This window comes from Priestia sp. Y58 (genome assembly GCF_029522095.1).
In the GTDB taxonomy this organism is placed as follows: Bacteria; Bacillota; Bacilli; order Bacillales; family Bacillaceae_H; genus Priestia; species Priestia megaterium_E.
This window is the reverse complement of the sequence record NZ_JAKWFL010000002.1, coordinates 455,014-471,399: the sequence shown is the minus strand read 5'-3', so window position 1 is coordinate 471,399 and position 16,386 is coordinate 455,014. Positions and strand designations below refer to the sequence as shown.

Below are 16,386 nucleotides of genomic sequence, written 5' to 3'. Positions count from 1 at the left end.
TCTTTTGTCCCCACCTCATTTATAGCGCCTTAGCGTTTCTTCTGCGTGACAGCAAATTTTTTCAATTAGCTCCTGAGGTTCTTCAATAAGGGCCTGAGCACCTAAGGTATAGAAAAAAGAAGCCATGTAGTTTAATTCATTTCCATCAGTTATTGTATCGATATAGCCATTCCCATCACGCGCCACCTTCACATGATTTTCAAGCCATGGAACTCCCTTACACTGACGTACGCCTTCGTGCGTCAAGGTTACTTTTAACGAAATCGGCTGTGAGTTTACCGGTTCTGTTTCAAGCCATTCCTTTAACGTAAGAGACATATTTTCGTCTTTTTCTAAAACCTTTAACGAGTGAATACGATCCGCTCGAAACAATAATACTTTTTGCTTATCGTAAGAATAGGCAGGGCAGTACCATAAACCGTTATGAGCATAAATTCCAAGGGGTTTGACTTGTTTTCTTGTTTGACCCGCCTTTGAATCATAAAGAAATTCAATATATTTTCCTGCAAGGCTTGCTTCTAACAGCTCTTTTAAATAAGGAGTATCTAGGTTTCTTTTAGGATTCCAAAACGCAATATGAGCACTCATTTTATCTACTTTTTTCTTTGTTTCCTCAGACAGGTACACATAAAATTTTTGAAGAGCTGCATGAATTTCTGCATCAAACGGAAGGTCATGATAATAGTTCAGAGCTTGATAAGCAAAAAAGATAGAAATAGCTTCTTCTTCTGTAAACAAAATAGGAGGGAGGATACGATTTTTTAACACTCTGTAACCGCCGCTCCGTCCTTTTTCACTGTAAAGAGGCAGTCCTAATTCACTTAAGTCCAGTAAATAGCGCTGGACGGTCCGCACGGAAAGACCAAATTCCTCCGCTAGTTCTTTTGCCGTAAACGTTCTTTTTGTATTAATAAACATGAGCATATCAACAAGCCGTCTAGACTTAGCCATTTATTTTCACCTTTTTCTTTTAATATGACAAAAAGTGTCGTATTAAGATGATATCATACAGAAACAGTAAAGTTGAAAGGAGAAAAGGGAATGAAGAAAAAAATCGCCGTATATATTGCCGCAAGCTTAGACGGGTATATCGCAAGAGAAAACGGAGAGATTGACTGGCTGGAAAGCGTAGAAGGAGAGGGAGACAATGGCTACGAAGCGTTTTATCAAACGTGTGATGGGGTCGTTATGGGAAAGGCTACGTACGATCACGTGCTGAAGCTCACACCTGAGTTTCCGTATCTCGATAAAAAGTGCTACGTGTTTAGCCGCTCAGCTCAAGGAAAAGATCAGTATGCAGAGTTTATAAACGAAAGCGTGGCGTCATTTCTCCACAACCTCAGTCAAGATACGAAAAAAATATGGCTGGTGGGAGGGGCTGATATTCTGGCTGATTTCTTAAAAGCAAAGAGGGTGGATGAATTTATTATATCGGTTATTCCCGTTTTGCTTGGAACTGGTATTCCATTGTTTAAGCCAGGAATTCCCGAAATGAACTTGAAGCTAACTCATATGAAGCAGTACGGGCAAATTGCTCAGCTTTATTATAAAAAAGAATAAGCTTATTCGTAATAAAAACTCTTTCTGTAGTGTCAGTGTGCTCATCGTGTATTTAACATACAGCTATTGTTATTTTAGGGACAGTGACATCAAGACAGGCTTTTTTTCATAGTATATTTTTGGGGTGAGAAAATGCCAAGAGTAAATTATCGAGATTCAGACGTTGCTTTAATGGCAAGGATGATGAGAGCAGAAGCTGAAGGCGAAGGAAAACAAGGAATGCTGTATGTTGGAAATGTCATTGTCAATCGTCTTAAAGCAAACTGTTTAGATTTCAAGAATTTAAGATCCGTTCCGCAAGTTATTTATCAGGTGCAGGGTGGCAACTATTCGTTTGAAGCTGTTCAAAAAGGAAATGTATTTTATCAAAGAGCAAGAAGTGTTGAAAAAAGGTTAGCCAAAAAGAATTTGGATTATTGGAGAGAACATCCGGGGAAATATGCCCTGTGGTACTTTAACCCATCCGCTCCATGCCCTCCAACCTGGTACGATCAACCTGCTTCTGGTCAATACAAAAATCATTGTTACTATGAGCCAAAACCCGGAACATGCGCTAGCGTTTATAACGGGTAGATAGCCTGGGAAATATGCTGCATTCTGAAGGTTGGGCCTCACATCCGAATCTTTAGCTGCAGGAGACAAGGTAGTCGTTCTTCATATAATAAGAGAAAGCCCTCTTTTAATAAAGGGGGCTTTTGGTAATTGGTGCATTCATCATTTTGCTTCAAATTTTATGTTTTTACCAGCAGCAAATTCCTCTTGATTCTTCGTTTTTGTATCCTTTACCACCCAGGACGTCTTTACCTTAGCTGCTGCTAAAATTTCTTTAATTTGCTTATCGTTTAAGCCTTTCGTATAAAGGACAAATTCCCTTGTATAGATGTTTTTATTTTCTTGCTCTTCATCTGCACCGCTGCCAAACCAATATCTTATTTGCTGATCATCTTTGATGTTATTAAAAGCTTCTTTATAGTTAGGCAGCTTAACTTGAATATTCGACAGGTAATCCGTGCCGCGTAAAGTAAGGATCATATGTACTTTGTGAAAATCTTTTTTTGAAGGGCTTGTTAACCCTGATGTTCCAACTTCACTAAATTCTTTTTTCGTCAGCGGTTTAACTGTAGTAGAAACAGAAACTTGCGGGTCTGAGTGATTTGTCGTAACTTCTTCGGTACTGCAGGCGCTTAAAATGATCACCGTTAAAAGAGCATAAACGAACCCCACTACTTTTTTATTCATGCACGTTCTCCTTTGTCATTAATAGATAATGGTACTCATTCGTCGTATTCATTGTATTTACCTCTATTTGTTCCAATGTCCTAATCAACGAAGAAAATCGTAAAAGTATAAAAAAAGAAATGCCGAGGCATTTCTTTTTTCGTTCTATGAGTCTGGATTAAGCGAAGTATGCGTATACTCCGGCATACGCTCTTCTTTTTCCGTTAGCTGAGTATCGGGGCTTTGCTGCTCTTGTGAAACAGGAGACAGCGTGGATTTTTGTTCATGATTCATGTTTGTTATTCCTCCTTATATAAAGTGAGCTGTTAATCAAGTTTATACGTTTACTAATCTTGCTATTAATGTGCGTCATATTGTAAAAAATATACAAATAAAACGTGCATAAATTAAAAATAGTATAAAATACCATGATTATTTTTGTTTTAATACGGGTAGAGTTAAGTACATTACTTTTATCCATTGATGAATGAAAACACATATATATAAAACAAAAGGAGTGGAGAAAGATGAGAAAAGAAGAGCAGCCGGTATTATCTGATTTTATTGAGAAGGACCAATTTGAGTTAAATTCATATTTAACCTCTTTACTTGAAACGACAAGTGAAAAGAAAGAAAATCAAAGTTGATGAATTGAAAAACATAAAGGGCTACTTTCCATGTGGAAAGTAGTTTTTTCATTTGTGAACTTGATATATTGGACAACGAGGTGAGAAAGATGAACAAAAGAGACGTGGTTTCGAGAAGTATTTTAACAAAAGCCACCGGCTTTTTGGCATCTGGTTATACTCATAGCTTGAATCCGTATGCCGGATGTGCATTTTCCTGCAAATTTTGCTACGTGCGAGAGCTCCCAATTCAGCGCTTTAAAGAGATGGAGTGGGGGACATGGCTAGAGCTGAAGGTCAACGCAGCTGAAGTCTATCAAAAAGAAATACAAAAACTGCGAAAAAAAGAGCAGCCGGTGCGCATCTTTATGTCTTCAGCGACAGATCCCTATCAGCCTGCTGAGCGTAAAGCAGGCATCACGCGCGCCCTTTTAGAAACGATGATCAATCATCCGCCTGATTTTTTATTGATTCAAACCAGGTCGCCGCTTGTGACGAGGGATATTGATTTGCTTTTAGAGCTTCAAAACGTATGTGGTCTTCGCGTATCGATGACTGTTGAAACGGACCGAGAAGATGTAAAACAAATTTTTTCTCCTTATGCTCCGGGGATGAAACTTCGTATGAACGCGTTAAAAAAAGTAAAAGAAAGCGGAATTTCAACGCAAGTAACCATTGCTCCAATGCTTCCTTTTACGCCTGAATTTCCTGAAAAAATAGAAGGAATGATGGACCGAATTTGCATTGATACCTTGTACTTAGGAGACGGTTCCTTAGGGAAAACGTCTAAAAGGCTAGGAATGCCGGAATTATTTGAGAAGTACGGTTTCCTAGACTGGTATGACAAAGACATTCATGTCAAAGCCATTCGTTATTTTGAAAAATTTTATCCTTCTTCGATGATTTATCTTTCTCAAGAGGGATTTGCCCCGTAAAAAAAGAAGGGCTAGAAGAGCCCTTCTTTTTACATATTAGTTCTTATACGTATCAAACATGTTCGTATCATCAGGTACGTTTTCTAAGTAGCTGATTTTTCCGCTGTCATCTAGCTTAGCAATATCTTTTCCCGTTTGAGTAAAGACGCTGCCAGATGCACGTTTTCCGCATACTGCCCAAGGCGTTTCAAACGTATCAGTACCTTCAACTGCTTTCCAGCCTTCGAACATATGCTTAATATCAGCATTTTCTTTAAACACCATTTTCACAAACAGCTTCCAGTTTTCAATGCCTTGCTTTTCGTGGCCGTTTAAGACAAATACGATATCGTCTGAAAAAAGGCTCACCAATTCTTCAAATGCTTGTTCGCTTGTACGTGATTGATCGAATAAATCAAAATATCTATTTAAGTTTTCCATGATAATCTCCCTTGGGTGCTACAGCACCATTTTTTCTTCTACTGTTGCTTTTAACATGTCCAGGTTTTCTTTTGGACATTTTTTGTTAATTTCATTTGTGAGCGTAGCAATGGTTTGCCGTTTTAAGATAGACTGCCACGAAGATTCGGCTTCTTTCATTAAATCGGATAATAAGCAAATATCTTTGTCTTTTAAGTTAAGCATGTCGTGAAAAATACCGCTTGATGAGTAAAGAGACTGTTTACCTTCAATGGCTACGTATACGTCATAAATACGAATGTCTTCCGGCGTTTTCTTTAAGCGAAATCCACCTTTGCTACCAGGAACGGAAGCAAGTAAATCAGCGCTAACCAGCTTGCGAAGAAGCTTTTGAAAATACGTAGACGAACCCCCAAGCTGAGTGCTGATGACATCTCCTGGCAGCACCGCTTTTTCAGGTAAAAACGTCAGCAGCAAAATAGCATACACCGATTGCTCAACGCCTGTTTTCATATGCAAAAACATCATCTCCTTCTATATGTGTACAAAGTGGATAATGATTGTCCACTTTTAGGTTATCATACCGCTTAGGAATCAAAAAGTAAAGCAGTTACTTAATATGCACGTGATATTCGTGTATACTGTGAAAGAAGCAGCAACAAAATACGGAGATGAGAGAATGACAACTATTGCAGATATCGCTCGGCTCGCAGGAGTAGCAAAAAGCACTGTATCCCGCTACCTTAACGGAGGGTCTGTGAGCGATGCGACGAAACGAAAAATTGAAGGAATTATTAAAGAAACAAACTATAGCCCAAATGCTTTTGCTCAAAGCTTAAAAGCAAAAAAAACAAATATCATCGGTGTAATTGTTCCGCGCATGGGTTCTTTTGCGACTTCCCGCACATTAGATGGTATTGACCAAGAACTTAGAGACCACCACTATCAAATGATTATTTCGAATTCTAATCAAGATTTAGAAAGAGAAATCGAAAATATTTATACGCTGGCTAAGCAGAAGGTAGCTGGTATTATCCTGCTTGCCGTTCAAATCACTAAAGCTCATTTAGAAGCGTTCCGCGCAATTTCAATTCCCGTTTTGCTAATTGGACAGCAGCATGAAGAAGTCCACAGTTTAATTCACCAAGACTACGAGGCTGCATGCGACATTGGAAGGTACATAGGAGAAAAAGGACATAAAAAAATTGCTTTTTTAGGCGTAACCGAAAAAGACATAGCTGTAGGTGTAAAGCGAAAAGAAGGCGTAAAGGAAGGTCTTAAAGACAGAGACTGCGAGATCCGCTGTTATCAAACAAGCTTTAACATGAGCGATGCAATCGGGGCCGCTACGGCTGTGATGAAAGAATTTAATCCGTCTATTATTGTATGTGCGACCGATAACATTGCGCTTGGCACATTAAAGGCAGCTTATTTAAACGGACTGCGCGTTCCAGAAGATGTATCCATTACCGGCTTTGGAGGCTACGAAATTACAGGTGTGATTCATCCCAGCTTAACAACCGTAAAATATTACTATAAAGAAGCGGGACAAATGGGGGCACAGCGAATCATTAAGCTAGTCAACGGAGAGGAAGTCGAAAAGCTTACACTTTCTAACTATGAATTGATTGAAAGAGAAAGCGTTGACAATCGTTTTACATAAAAAACGATTGACATAATGTAGGAGATGCTATAGTATAAGTGGTGTAAATACAAACAAATAATTGAACGTATCTCCTAAAGGGGAGTAGCTTTAACAGCAAAGTCGTCATTACAGAGATTATCTCTCGGCTTTGTTGGCGACATTATGTTGTTAGCAAGACCTTTACCGCTTATTTGGTAAGGGTCTTTTTTGTATTCAATTATAAAAAAGGAGGAAAAGGCTCGGACATTTAGAGGAGAAACGTTACATAAAAAGAGAAGGTGGAGGTAACTATGGAGGAACTAATTGGCGTATCAGTGCAAGGTTTGCTGCAAATTATTTTTCTTGATTTAATTTTAAGCGGGGATAACGCGATTGTGATTGCAATGGCGGCTCGTAATGTACCAAAAGATTTACAAAAAAGAGCGATTTTAATTGGAACAGGCGGCGCGATTGGTCTTCGATTATTATTTGCGGCTATTATTGTCCCTTTATTGAAAATACCATTAATCGGAGCGGTCGGCGGTTTGATGCTAGTGTGGATTGCATATAAATTATTAGCGGACAATCACGATCACGGCGACAATCCTCAAGGTGGAGCAACGGTATGGAGCGCGGTTAAAACGATCATTATCGCAGATGCGGTCATGTCATTAGATAACGTATTAGCTCTAGCAGGTGTAGCTCACGAATTTGTCCCGATTATGATTGGTGTATTAATTTCAATTCCGATTATTATTTGGGGAAGCAGCTTTATTATGAAAGCAATGGAAAAATTTCCGATTATCATTTACGCTGGAGCGGCGATGCTCGCATGGTCTGCTGGAAAAATGATTGTTGAAGATAAAATTATCGGCGGATTTGTTCCAAGCACAGCTTTACATCTCGCTGTTCAAATCATCTTAACCGTTGCAGTTGTAGGAATTGGGTACATGAAAAACAAAAAAATGAAAAAAGAACAAGCCCACGCAGCATAAAAAAGAGCGTACGGATGATCCGTACGCTCTTTTTTTATGATTCGGGGTAGTGCATAAGCAAAAAAAAGCTTGCTTCTTCTTCAGAAGAATTGATATAGCTGTGAGAGGTGTTTCCTGAAAAATGCAGAGCGTCTCCTGAGACTAATTCATGTTCTTCATTTTCAAAACGAACCGTTAATTCGCCTTCTTTAATAAGTAAGTATTCATCTCCTAAATGAGTTTTGGCTTCGTGCACGCATCCAGGCTTTAATGTGACGATGTAAATTTCAAACTTTTTTTCCGGATGATAAGGAAAAAAAGAATAGACCAAGTAATCACCTTTGTTGTCCGTGATGGGATCTAACTGTTTTATGCTTACTTTCTGCACATCCGGGGTGTCTTCTTTCATAAATACAGAAAAAGAGACTTGAAGGCCGTTGGCGATTTTCCAAAGCGTGGTAACCGTGGGACTGGATTTACCTTTTTCAATTTGTGCAAGCATTGCTTTACTAACACCGGTTAATTCGGAAACTTGATCAAGCGTCATATTTCGATTTTTTCGTAATTTAACAAGATTTTTAGCAATAATATCTTGAATCGCGTCCATTGTTGTACTCCTTTAATGATTATAAAGATAGTATAACATACCGTTGTTTAATATAACGTATAGATGTATAATATAGCAGAAAAGGAGGGGGTACGGTGATTGCAGAAAAAGCAGTACAGCAAAGAGAAAAGGTGGACTTAACGTTCAGACAAGGGGCTAAGGATTGTATCCCTACGCTACTCGGTTACATAAGTATAGGGCTTGCGGCTGGAATTGTTGGAGTATCCTCGCATCTTTCCGTTATGGAAGTTACTTTATTATCAGCGCTCGTGTATGCCGGGGCAGCACAGTTTATTATTTGTGCACTGATGGTTGCAAACAGTTCGATTTCAGCTATTATTCTCACAACATTTATTATAAACTTACGACACTTTCTTTTGAGCGCTACGATCGCGCCTAAATTTACAAAATATTCGTTATTAAAAAACGTCGGAATTGGAGCCCTTCTAACGGACGAATCATTTGGGGTGTCTTCAAGTAAAATCGCAAAAGGTGAGCCAATTAATGACCGCTGGATGAACGGATTAAATATAACGGCTTACGTCAGCTGGATTATCGCCTGTACGACAGGAGCTATTTTTGGCCATTTGCTATCAAATCCAGAAGCCTTTGGGTTTGATTTTGCCTTAACAGCTATGTTTTTAGCTCTGCTTGTTTTACAAATCGAAAGCGTGTTACCTTCAAAGCTTAATCATTACTTACGTTTGATTCTTTATATGGCGATTCTTATGATTGTGCTGTCTTTTTTCGTACCTTCACATGTGGCTGTATTGATTTCAACAATTATTGTAGCGACAATTGGGGTGGTGACGGATAAATGAGCATCCACTACCCAACACTCATCGTTATTTTAGGGTGTGCCCTTGTTACCGTAGTTCCGCGCATTGTTCCGTTTTTAGTTGTACGTAACATCGCGCTGCCAGAACCCGTATTAAAATGGCTATCCTATATTCCTATTTGTATTTTAACCGCACTTGTTGTAGAAAATTTTATCATTCAAGCAAATGACAGTGTAAAGATTAACTGGCCCGTCATTATCGTAGTCATTCCAACCTTACTGATTGCCCTGAAAACCAAAAGCTTATCCATCACCGTTATTAGCGGAGTTGGAATGATGGCGCTGCTTCGTTTTTTTCTTTGGTCATGAAAGCTCAAGTTATGCTCTTGAGCTTTTTTACTGTCTCCTTTACGCACGCTTTTTCATATAGTATGATAAGAGTGTAAATTAGAAGCCAATGAAAACTAAAATATAGATGAGGTGCTTTTATGAGCGGAGTAGTATCTAAATAGGAACAATTGAATGAAATAAATTAAATAAGCACGACGGGTATTTTTTGGAGAGTGAAGGTACCCTTTATTTGCTTATGGATTTATTTCACTGCCTATGAAGATACCTACAATGCTTTATAAAGGGTTCGGCATTTGTCCCGAAAGAGGCGTTTGTTTTTACAGAGCTTTCTTTTGTGATATGTGTTTAGACACCTTATGAACGCAAAAAGCTGTGGGATCACCACAGCTTTTTTTTATTTACCTTTTTCATTGCCTTCTAATAAATAGGTATCTTCATATGTGATGACAAATCATAGTGAGGAGAAAAACCATGAATACGATGACATTTGAAAAATTGCAGTATCAGGAATTAAAAGAAATCGTAAAATCTCACTGCGTAAGTGAGCTGGGAAAACAATTAATGGATAAACTTCAGCCGAGCACATCTCTTAAAACAGTAAAAAACCGACTTAAAGAAACAACGGAAGCACGAAGACTTCTAGATGCTGAGAAATCACTTCCGCTATCAGGTGTCTCAGGTATAGGAAGAGTCATCGAAAAGCTTGAAAAAGGCATGATTTTAGAGCCCGAAGAGCTAATGCGCGTATCCGATTTTTTAAAAGGCTGTAGAAAAGTAAAACAATATATGGTGGATAAAGAATTTTTTGCTTCGCTCTTAAGTTCCTATGCCCATTCGATGAAAGAACTGACAGGTATAGAAGAGGAAATTAATTTTGCGATCAAAGCCGGAAAAGTAGACGCTGCGGCAAGCAAAGAGCTTAAGCGTATCAGAAGACATATAGAAGGAACGGAAGCTAAGATTTCAGAACAGCTTGCGAAATTTTTACGAAACGGTAAAAACAAAGAGTATATTCAAGACTTCTTCATCAGTAAAAAAGGAGACCGCTATACGATTCCGATCAAGGCATCCTATAAAAATCATGTTGGAGGAACGATTGTTGAAACATCTTCTAAAGGGTCAACAGTGTTCATAGAGCCGGCGTCTATTACAAAGCTGAATGCGGAACTAGCGATTTTGAAAGCAGAAGAAGAGGTAGAAGAATATCAAATTTTAGCGTCTTTAACAGGTTTAGTGTTAGAGAAGCTAGCTGATATTCATATTAATTTAGAGCTAATTAGCCAATACGACATGGTGTTTGCCAAAGCAAAATACAGTAAAAAGGCAGATGGAGTTGAACCTAAAATTAATGATTATGGATATATTCATTTAAAAGGCGCATATCACCCGCTGTTAACTGGTAAAATTGTTCCGCTTCACTTCGAAATTGGCAAGAATTATCGAAGCTTAATTATTACGGGACCTAACGCAGGAGGAAAAACCGTTGTCTTAAAAACGATTGGGCTACTAACGCTCGCTACAATGTTAGGATTTCATATTACAGCTGATGAAGGAACAGAAATTGCATTGTTTGAGCATATTTTTGTCGATATCGGCGACAACCAAAGTATTGAAAATGCGCTGAGCACCTTTTCCTCACACATGAAAAATATATCGGCTATTTTGCAAAAAGCAACGAACAATACGCTGCTTCTATTCGATGAAATTGGCAGCGGCACCGAACCGAATGAAGGAGCTGCACTTGCGATTGCAATTTTAGAGAAGTTTTATCATATGGGCTGCATAACGGTCGCGACTACGCATTACGGAGAAATTAAGCGTTTCTCAGAAATTCATCCTGACTTTATGAATGCCGCGATGCAGTTCAACAGTAAAACATTAGAACCGCTGTATCAACTGTTAATTGGCACATCTGGTGAAAGCAATGCGCTTTGGATTTCAAAGAAAATGAAGGTAGAAGAAGAGATTTTACAAAAAGCAAAGTTCTATATGGAAAGCAAATCCTATGATACAGAAGTTGTCAGAGAAAATAAAATAAAAAAACCAACTATTTTGAAGGAAAAGAAAAAAGACCGTGTTGAATACCAAATGGGAGATCGAGTCAAGCTGTTAGATTATGAAAATCATGCGATTGTGTATAAGTCTAAAGACAACACAAACAATATAGTCGTACTCTATCAGAATGAGTTAATTGAAGTAAACGTTAAGCGAGTAGCTCTTGAAATCAAAGCTGCTGAATTATATCCCGAAGGCTATGATCTCGATTCATTATTTATTAGCTATAAAGATCGAAAAGAGCAGCATGATCTGCAGCGAGGATCAAAAAAAGCATTGCGGAAAATTGAAAAAGATATACGGAAAAATAGGTAAAACAAAAGCCCAACACTTGTAGGAAAGTGCTGGGCTTTTGTTTTTATGTAGCTTTTCAAAAAACATCTTTTACCGCCCTAGTGTATTTGAGAGATGCATTCAATAAATTATTCATTTGTGGGAACGGGAAGACTCTTGAGCGTTGTAAAACAAAAAGCCATTTTTTTCGCAAAATGTAAAGGAGGCTCTACAGATTGAATATGAAGATACATAAGGACCGGTTCTGTAAAAAGCCAATGGTTATGCAAAGCGCTTACGATAAGACCTTGCCGCGCAGCAGCTTCTGTAAAACGAGGGATTTCTTCTTGTAAAATAGCAATCTCAGCCAAGTTTAACGCGTTTCCCTGTGCGTCTATCGCCTCAAATGATACACCAACAGGAACGACAGAGCTGCTTTTCCGCCCTTGAACATGAGCTTGAAAGCTTCTTTTAAGCGACACTGAGCATCCTGTTGGACTAACTTTGCTTTTAGCGTTTAAAATCTGGCCAAACTGCTGACAAATTTCACTTGTAGTATACATATAAGCTCCTGCCTTTCTTCTATACTCTTAGTAAGCTTTATGACATAAGAGCTTCACTTATGCAAACCGTGTTCTTATAAAAAAACCCCCTTCACGATGAAGAGGATTTTTTATTATTCAGCATGCGATGAGCGTTCGTTTAACAAATTTTCATAAAAACGAGCAAGTGAAGCAGAAAGGTATGGAATAGACCATAAAAAGCCGATTCCTAGTGTAATAATACTTAATAAAAACCAGCCAAGGAAGCTTAGCAGCAGCAGGAAGTACTGTCCTTTATAACCATTCATCAACCTGCGGCTTTCTGTAATCGCTTGATTCATCGAGTAAGTAGGATTGTCTTTACAAATATAGTACGTTTGTGAATATGCCAGTGCTTTGATAATTCCAGGAATTAGTAAAAGTAGTGACCACAGCATCACATAAAGAGTCATGAGTACATATATTCCTAATGACTTTACATAGAGACCGAAGTCTTGGAATGTTTTAAACAAGTGTCCCAATTGGACAGATTCACCTCGCGCCAAACCTAAAAATGCCCAGTAGTTCGCCATGAGAAGAGGCGAAAAGACAATGGCAAAGGCAGTTGAAATCCATGATGCCGAATCAGATTCATCTTTCATCCAATTGTCATAGCCGCCGCTTGCCACAATTTCAAATGGAATAGGCAGAAGCGTATATACTCCGTACGTCACCACCGTCAGTAGAATCGCAAGTCCCCAGCGATTTTTTAAAGAAGCTTTAGCTTCTCTTTTAATCGTACCGATGTTCATGTTGTTCCTCCTTTAATATTGCAAAATAGTATCTTTTTGCTTGTATTAACATGTAAACCATGCACAATTGTTAATTTTGTATGAAATGAAAATAATAGTCAATAGGTTCTGAGATGAAAAGCAAAGCTCCTGCAGAAAATTTTTACTAGACAGATAGAAAACAATAAATAGATACAAAGTGTTTTATTCATTTCTGACAGTATTCATTATGGAGGTTGTAGTGAAAATAACGCGTTATTTCTTTATAATAGGCGTAAGAGGAGATGAATAAAAAATGGAGAATGCTATCCAAACATTTTATGAGCTAGAATGCATGCACTTAAAATCAGACATACGAACCTCTGCTAAAGAGCTTTCAAACATTCTAGCAGATGATTACGTGGAGTTTGGCAGCTCGGGCACGGTATGGAAACGAAAAGATTACAATACCAATCATGTACTTTCGCCAGATGTATTCGAAATCTCTCATTTTCATATAGACGTATTGTCTCCTGACTGCGTATTAACTACCTATCATCTTGTGAACCATACGGCAGAAAAAAAGACGCTTCGCAGTTCTATTTGGCGAAAAAGAGAAGAAAAGTGGCGTTTGTTTTTCCATCAAGGCACAGTGACAAATGGTGATCAATAAATAAGATTATTCGGTTATTATTATACTTTCCCTCTATTTGATGCTATGATGAAAGTATATTTTGACGTAAGGGATGTTTTGAGATGAGCAAAAATAACGTAAAAAAAGAAGTGTTTTCATGGATTAAGTCCATTGTTATTGCATTGGTTATTGTAGTGGGAGTTCGCCATTTTTTATTTGCACCAACTACGGTTCACGGTGAATCGATGTATCCAACGTTTGAAGATTCAAACCGCGTTATTTTAAATAAAATCAGTGATGTTGATCGCTTTGATATGATTGTATTTCATGCACCGGATGCAGATGAAAATTATATTAAACGTGTAATCGGACTGCCAGGAGATACGGTAGAAATGAAAAACGACGTTCTATATATTAACGGCAAAGCTTATAAAGAGCCGTATTTAAAAGAATCTAAAAAATCTCTTGCACCTAATGAAAAATTCACGGAAGATTTTACGCTTCAAACGCTGCCTGCAACTGATGGCAAAGTGAAGGTACCGAAAAATTCACTGTTTGTAATGGGGGACAACCGTCCTGTAAGTCATGATGGACGAGCTTTTGGCTTCATTCCACAAAAATCAGTTATCGGAAAAGTGCAGTTTCGCTACTATCCGTTAAATGAAGTAGGCGAACCGAAATAAAAAAAGGGAAAAAGGCTGGCGAAATTTAATTCGCCGGCCTTTTTTATTGGATTAAAAGGACTGATTTTTAAAAAACGATTTGCTTTATGCAAGTTAAACATCTTCTAAAGAATTAGTAAATTAGACCTTATGTTACTTCAAAGTAAGAGGTAGTACTGATAGGTAAGTGATTTTTATGGGTATACAGATATATGAAGATAAAGAAGCAAGGATTTGGGAAAGGAGCAGGTCAGCATGAAAAACGTATTAATGATTAATGGACACGAGTATTATAAAAAGTCAAAAGGAGAGTTAAATCAGACGATTTTTAACGAAATGCAGCATTTACTCACTAATCAATTTGACATTAAAACAACGGTGGTTGATAAAGGCTACGAAGTAGAAGAAGAAATTGAAAAGTGGCTATGGGCTGATGTTGTGATTATGCAGACGCCTATTTACTGGTTCAGCATTCCCGGAAAGTTTAAGCAATATATTGATCGCGTGTATATGGATAACATTTTCTTTAAAGGTTCAAATCAATACGGGCGAGGCGGCTTATTAACGGGGAAAAAATACATGTTTTCTCTCACGTGGAACGCGCCGGAAGCTATTTTCGACAATGACGAAGCTTTCTATGAAGGAGAAAGTTTAGACGAAGCCATTATGCATTTGCATAAAATGAATCAGTACGTCGGTATGAGTCCACTTCCCACTTACTCTATTCATGATGTAGTCAAACATCCAAACATTGATCACTACAAGCATAAATTAGAAAATCATGTAGCAGAAGTATTTGGAATAGGAGAGGGGCATTAAAAATCAGTCTCTACGAAACCTAACCGAGTATCAAAAGAATATAAAAAAGATATAAATAAATTTTTAATTGGAGTTCCTATAAGGTTAGTGAGCAAGCCTTATCGTCTAATAAAAGATTTTAACGAATCCATGCATACTATTCACCGATACAAAAAATGAACTGCTGCTCTTAAAATTTTTATACAAATGATTTCCTTAAAAATCATGTTTTGGATGTTTAAGGAAAGGGTAAAGTAAATAGTTCTCCGATATGAAATGAATTATGAAGCAGTACTTACACGTATCTTTACTTTAAAGTCTAAGAAGGTGAAGGTATGGGATGGATGAACGACTAGAAAATAAACGTTGGGTTGCCTATTGCCCTGTGACGGATCGGCTCGTAAATCTAGAACTTTCTTCTATTAAAAAAGAAGGAAAGAAAGACATCATCACCAGTTGTACAGGCATTGAAGATATTTGTCATACTTGCTTTATAACAAATACCGGGGATGTATCAAAAACATAGCGCGATGTTTGTAAAAGAGATGTGAGTTAGCGCTGCCTGTTATTATGACTCATGCACAAACACCTGTAGCATTTATCTTTTTTAAAATGCTACAGGTGTTTTTTGTTTAACTGGAATCTTTTGAAAACAAGCTTGCTGAGCACTTACAGGATTTGCACATCAAGCAGCAATTTTAATCGTGAGAATGCTTTTTTAGATGTTATATAAATTTTATCGCGTATGGAGCTGGGAAAAGTAAAAACATAAAAAAGCTACTTTATATAAAGCAGCTTTTTTATGTGACAGTTTCAAACTTCAGGGTGTGAGGTGGGATAGTTTTTGTTTACCCGTCTATATCTAAATAAAACAATCTAAATGATAATGAAGTAGAAATTATTTATTCCGTTTGTTTATAAATTGTTTAAATATAAGATGAAGCAGTTTAGCTTTGGAAAATAAGGGAAGAAGCATACTAACTTGCCTGTGTATATTTAGAAAAGGAGGGATAAAGATGTCGTTAGCTCATTTTGATGATATTTCAGAAATTTGCTATGCATGTGAAAAACAGCCTCTTGGGAAAAGACAAAAACGCATTGGCGTATGGACGGAAAAAGAAATGAGAAAGCCTGTTGAAGAGAGAGTAGAAAATCAGAAGGTGGTCGCACTTTCTCGTTAATGTAAAAAAGCCTTTAGCTCATCTAAAGGCTTTTTTACGTATTGGCGTTTGGACATGTGTGAAGGGTCATAGAAGCAATCGTTATAAATCTTCTAGTCTTTGAACTTTTTTGCCTTCTATTTTGTGCTGCTCCATCGTTTCTTTTAACTCTTTGTTCGCCGTTGTCATCGTTGTTTCATTTGTTACGCCCATAAATGACCAGCCGTGAGATTCAAGCCAGTACTTGAATTCCCGCAAAAACTCTTCCTGCGTTCCTCCCGTATGATAAAAAGCTCCTTGAATTGTAATAGCCGGTTTTTCCGTGTTATACGTCACATACATTTTATTTGCACACATCCAAATAGACCTCCTTTATTAATAAACAAACGTAAATTGACAAAGAAGCGCTGAATCATTCCTCAATAGTTACACTATTTCTCT

22 protein-coding genes are annotated in these 16,386 nt (G+C 37.8%); 13 read left to right on the top strand and 9 right to left on the bottom strand.

The features are described 5' to 3' along the window. Positions 1–15: 15 nt before the first annotated feature. Entirely contained in the window at positions 16–951 is a 936-nt protein-coding gene (locus tag MMB68_RS08310; RefSeq protein WP_221784147.1) for a helix-turn-helix transcriptional regulator, read from the bottom strand. A gap of 90 nt (positions 952–1,041) precedes the next feature. Between MMB68_RS08310 and MMB68_RS08305 the strand changes: the two genes are divergently transcribed. Both MMB68_RS08305 and MMB68_RS08300 read left to right on the top strand, forming a co-directional pair. Continuing rightward, the gene (locus MMB68_RS08305) at positions 1,042–1,560 is read left to right on the top strand and encodes a dihydrofolate reductase family protein (RefSeq protein ID WP_221784149.1); all 519 of its coding nucleotides are present in this window, start codon (positions 1,042–1,044) and stop codon (positions 1,558–1,560) included. A 132-nt stretch (positions 1,561–1,692) separates the two neighbouring features. After that, positions 1,693–2,133: a cell wall hydrolase gene (locus MMB68_RS08300; protein WP_013057931.1), complete on the top strand. Its 441-nt coding sequence runs from the start codon at positions 1,693–1,695 to the stop codon at positions 2,131–2,133. Between the two features lie 141 nt (positions 2,134–2,274). Here MMB68_RS08300 and MMB68_RS08295 read toward each other — a convergent pair whose 3' ends face one another. Beyond that, positions 2,275–2,799 carry a hypothetical protein gene (locus tag MMB68_RS08295; protein ID WP_257041321.1) on the bottom strand — a complete coding sequence of 175 codons (525 nt, stop codon included), beginning with the start codon at positions 2,797–2,799 and terminating at the stop codon, positions 2,275–2,277. A 144-nt stretch (positions 2,800–2,943) separates the two neighbouring features. Continuing rightward, positions 2,944–3,072: a hypothetical protein gene (locus MMB68_RS08290; RefSeq protein WP_255219776.1), complete on the bottom strand. Its 129-nt coding sequence runs from the start codon at positions 3,070–3,072 to the stop codon at positions 2,944–2,946. A 442-nt stretch (positions 3,073–3,514) separates the two neighbouring features. Between MMB68_RS08290 and MMB68_RS08285 the strand changes: the two genes are divergently transcribed. Further along, positions 3,515–4,339, top strand: a complete 825-nt coding sequence (locus tag MMB68_RS08285; RefSeq protein ID WP_264407976.1) for an SPL family radical SAM protein — start codon at positions 3,515–3,517, stop codon at positions 4,337–4,339. A 36-nt stretch (positions 4,340–4,375) separates the two neighbouring features. On the opposite strand, the gene MMB68_RS08280 is transcribed toward MMB68_RS08285, so the two are convergent. Further along, the gene (locus tag MMB68_RS08280) at positions 4,376–4,759 is read right to left on the bottom strand and encodes a nuclear transport factor 2 family protein (RefSeq protein WP_116738827.1); all 384 of its coding nucleotides are present in this window, start codon (positions 4,757–4,759) and stop codon (positions 4,376–4,378) included. Positions 4,760–4,777: 18 nt separating this feature from the next. Further along, a complete protein-coding gene (locus tag MMB68_RS08275) occupies positions 4,778–5,257 on the bottom strand; it encodes an RrF2 family transcriptional regulator (protein WP_277548532.1) in 480 nt (159 codons plus the stop codon). A gap of 160 nt (positions 5,258–5,417) precedes the next feature. Between MMB68_RS08275 and MMB68_RS08270 the strand changes: the two genes are divergently transcribed. Together MMB68_RS08270 and MMB68_RS08265 are read left to right on the top strand one after the other, a co-directional pair. Further along, a complete protein-coding gene (locus tag MMB68_RS08270) occupies positions 5,418–6,401 on the top strand; it encodes a LacI family DNA-binding transcriptional regulator (RefSeq protein ID WP_221784156.1) in 984 nt (327 codons plus the stop codon). Between the two features lie 272 nt (positions 6,402–6,673). Beyond that, positions 6,674–7,357, top strand: a complete 684-nt coding sequence (locus MMB68_RS08265) for a TerC family protein (RefSeq protein WP_014459272.1) — start codon at positions 6,674–6,676, stop codon at positions 7,355–7,357. 34 nt (positions 7,358–7,391) lie between these two features. Here the strand turns inward: MMB68_RS08265 and MMB68_RS08260 are convergent, their stop codons facing one another. Continuing rightward, positions 7,392–7,943, bottom strand: a complete 552-nt coding sequence (locus MMB68_RS08260; RefSeq protein WP_264407973.1) for a helix-turn-helix domain-containing protein — start codon at positions 7,941–7,943, stop codon at positions 7,392–7,394. A gap of 95 nt (positions 7,944–8,038) precedes the next feature. Here MMB68_RS08260 and MMB68_RS08255 point away from each other — a divergent pair, with 95 nt between their 5' ends. The 3 genes from MMB68_RS08255 (at position 8,039) to MMB68_RS08245 (ending at position 11,442) form a co-directional block, all read left to right on the top strand. Next, the gene (locus tag MMB68_RS08255) at positions 8,039–8,764 is read left to right on the top strand and encodes an AzlC family ABC transporter permease (RefSeq protein ID WP_277548531.1); all 726 of its coding nucleotides are present in this window, start codon (positions 8,039–8,041) and stop codon (positions 8,762–8,764) included. Then, on the top strand, positions 8,761–9,090 hold the full coding sequence (locus tag MMB68_RS08250; protein ID WP_057235064.1) for an AzlD domain-containing protein: 330 nt from the start codon (positions 8,761–8,763) through the stop codon (positions 9,088–9,090). The genes MMB68_RS08255 and MMB68_RS08250 overlap by 4 nt, the downstream gene beginning before the upstream one ends. Before the next feature lie 453 nt (positions 9,091–9,543). Further along, complete coding sequence (locus MMB68_RS08245; RefSeq protein ID WP_277548530.1) at positions 9,544–11,442, top strand: endonuclease MutS2; 1,899 nt, start codon at positions 9,544–9,546, stop codon at positions 11,440–11,442. 107 nt (positions 11,443–11,549) lie between these two features. On the opposite strand, the gene MMB68_RS08240 is transcribed toward MMB68_RS08245, so the two are convergent. Both MMB68_RS08240 and MMB68_RS08235 read right to left on the bottom strand, forming a co-directional pair. Further along, positions 11,550–11,963 carry a DUF1259 domain-containing protein gene (locus MMB68_RS08240; RefSeq protein WP_060745329.1) on the bottom strand — a complete coding sequence of 138 codons (414 nt, stop codon included), beginning with the start codon at positions 11,961–11,963 and terminating at the stop codon, positions 11,550–11,552. 113 nt (positions 11,964–12,076) lie between these two features. After that, a complete protein-coding gene (locus tag MMB68_RS08235; RefSeq protein WP_013057906.1) occupies positions 12,077–12,733 on the bottom strand; it encodes a DUF975 family protein in 657 nt (218 codons plus the stop codon). Positions 12,734–13,007: 274 nt separating this feature from the next. On the opposite strand from MMB68_RS08235, the gene MMB68_RS08230 reads away from it, so the two are divergent. From MMB68_RS08230 to MMB68_RS08210, 5 genes are all read left to right on the top strand, one after another. Further along, on the top strand, positions 13,008–13,364 hold the full coding sequence (locus MMB68_RS08230) for a nuclear transport factor 2 family protein (protein WP_221784166.1): 357 nt from the start codon (positions 13,008–13,010) through the stop codon (positions 13,362–13,364). Positions 13,365–13,447: 83 nt separating this feature from the next. Next, positions 13,448–14,008 (top strand): signal peptidase I, encoded by a 561-nt coding sequence (gene lepB, locus MMB68_RS08225; RefSeq protein WP_025751067.1) that lies wholly within the window; start codon positions 13,448–13,450, stop codon positions 14,006–14,008. Between the two features lie 234 nt (positions 14,009–14,242). Beyond that, a complete protein-coding gene (locus MMB68_RS08220) occupies positions 14,243–14,806 on the top strand; it encodes an NAD(P)H-dependent oxidoreductase (protein ID WP_264407969.1) in 564 nt (187 codons plus the stop codon). Between the two features lie 319 nt (positions 14,807–15,125). After that, the gene (locus MMB68_RS08215; protein ID WP_014459286.1) at positions 15,126–15,311 is read left to right on the top strand and encodes a hypothetical protein; all 186 of its coding nucleotides are present in this window, start codon (positions 15,126–15,128) and stop codon (positions 15,309–15,311) included. A 490-nt stretch (positions 15,312–15,801) separates the two neighbouring features. Further along, entirely contained in the window at positions 15,802–15,966 is a 165-nt protein-coding gene (locus MMB68_RS08210) for a hypothetical protein (protein ID WP_013057894.1), read from the top strand. Positions 15,967–16,047: 81 nt separating this feature from the next. On the opposite strand, the gene MMB68_RS08205 is transcribed toward MMB68_RS08210, so the two are convergent. After that, entirely contained in the window at positions 16,048–16,302 is a 255-nt protein-coding gene (locus MMB68_RS08205; RefSeq protein WP_013057893.1) for a hypothetical protein, read from the bottom strand. Between the last annotated feature and the right edge of the window lie 84 nt (positions 16,303–16,386).

Excerpts from the sequence above, each read along its gene's own strand:
- MMB68_RS08215 (WP_014459286.1), top strand. The coding sequence starts at position 15,126 with ATGGATGAACGACTAGAAAATAAACGTTGGGTTGCCTATTGCCCTGTG.
- MMB68_RS08305 (WP_221784149.1), top strand. The coding sequence starts at position 1,042 with ATGAAGAAAAAAATCGCCGTATATATTGCCGCAAGCTTAGACGGGTAT.
- MMB68_RS08285 (WP_264407976.1), top strand. The coding sequence starts at position 3,515 with ATGAACAAAAGAGACGTGGTTTCGAGAAGTATTTTAACAAAAGCCACC.
- MMB68_RS08235 (WP_013057906.1), bottom strand. The coding sequence starts at position 12,733 with ATGAACATCGGTACGATTAAAAGAGAAGCTAAAGCTTCTTTAAAAAAT.
- MMB68_RS08245 (WP_277548530.1), top strand. The coding sequence starts at position 9,544 with ATGAATACGATGACATTTGAAAAATTGCAGTATCAGGAATTAAAAGAA.
- MMB68_RS08230 (WP_221784166.1), top strand. The coding sequence starts at position 13,008 with ATGGAGAATGCTATCCAAACATTTTATGAGCTAGAATGCATGCACTTA.
- MMB68_RS08205 (WP_013057893.1), bottom strand. The coding sequence starts at position 16,302 with ATGTGTGCAAATAAAATGTATGTGACGTATAACACGGAAAAACCGGCT.
- MMB68_RS08310 (WP_221784147.1), bottom strand. The coding sequence starts at position 951 with ATGGCTAAGTCTAGACGGCTTGTTGATATGCTCATGTTTATTAATACA.
- MMB68_RS08240 (WP_060745329.1), bottom strand. The coding sequence starts at position 11,963 with ATGTATACTACAAGTGAAATTTGTCAGCAGTTTGGCCAGATTTTAAAC.
- MMB68_RS08295 (WP_257041321.1), bottom strand. The coding sequence starts at position 2,799 with ATGAATAAAAAAGTAGTGGGGTTCGTTTATGCTCTTTTAACGGTGATC.
- lepB (WP_025751067.1), top strand. The coding sequence starts at position 13,448 with ATGAGCAAAAATAACGTAAAAAAAGAAGTGTTTTCATGGATTAAGTCC.
- MMB68_RS08220 (WP_264407969.1), top strand. The coding sequence starts at position 14,243 with ATGAAAAACGTATTAATGATTAATGGACACGAGTATTATAAAAAGTCA.
- MMB68_RS08280 (WP_116738827.1), bottom strand. The coding sequence starts at position 4,759 with ATGGAAAACTTAAATAGATATTTTGATTTATTCGATCAATCACGTACA.
- MMB68_RS08260 (WP_264407973.1), bottom strand. The coding sequence starts at position 7,943 with ATGGACGCGATTCAAGATATTATTGCTAAAAATCTTGTTAAATTACGA.
- MMB68_RS08300 (WP_013057931.1), top strand. The coding sequence starts at position 1,693 with ATGCCAAGAGTAAATTATCGAGATTCAGACGTTGCTTTAATGGCAAGG.
- MMB68_RS08290 (WP_255219776.1), bottom strand. The coding sequence starts at position 3,072 with ATGAATCATGAACAAAAATCCACGCTGTCTCCTGTTTCACAAGAGCAG.
- MMB68_RS08250 (WP_057235064.1), top strand. The coding sequence starts at position 8,761 with ATGAGCATCCACTACCCAACACTCATCGTTATTTTAGGGTGTGCCCTT.
- MMB68_RS08270 (WP_221784156.1), top strand. The coding sequence starts at position 5,418 with ATGACAACTATTGCAGATATCGCTCGGCTCGCAGGAGTAGCAAAAAGC.
- MMB68_RS08210 (WP_013057894.1), top strand. The coding sequence starts at position 15,802 with ATGTCGTTAGCTCATTTTGATGATATTTCAGAAATTTGCTATGCATGT.
- MMB68_RS08265 (WP_014459272.1), top strand. The coding sequence starts at position 6,674 with ATGGAGGAACTAATTGGCGTATCAGTGCAAGGTTTGCTGCAAATTATT.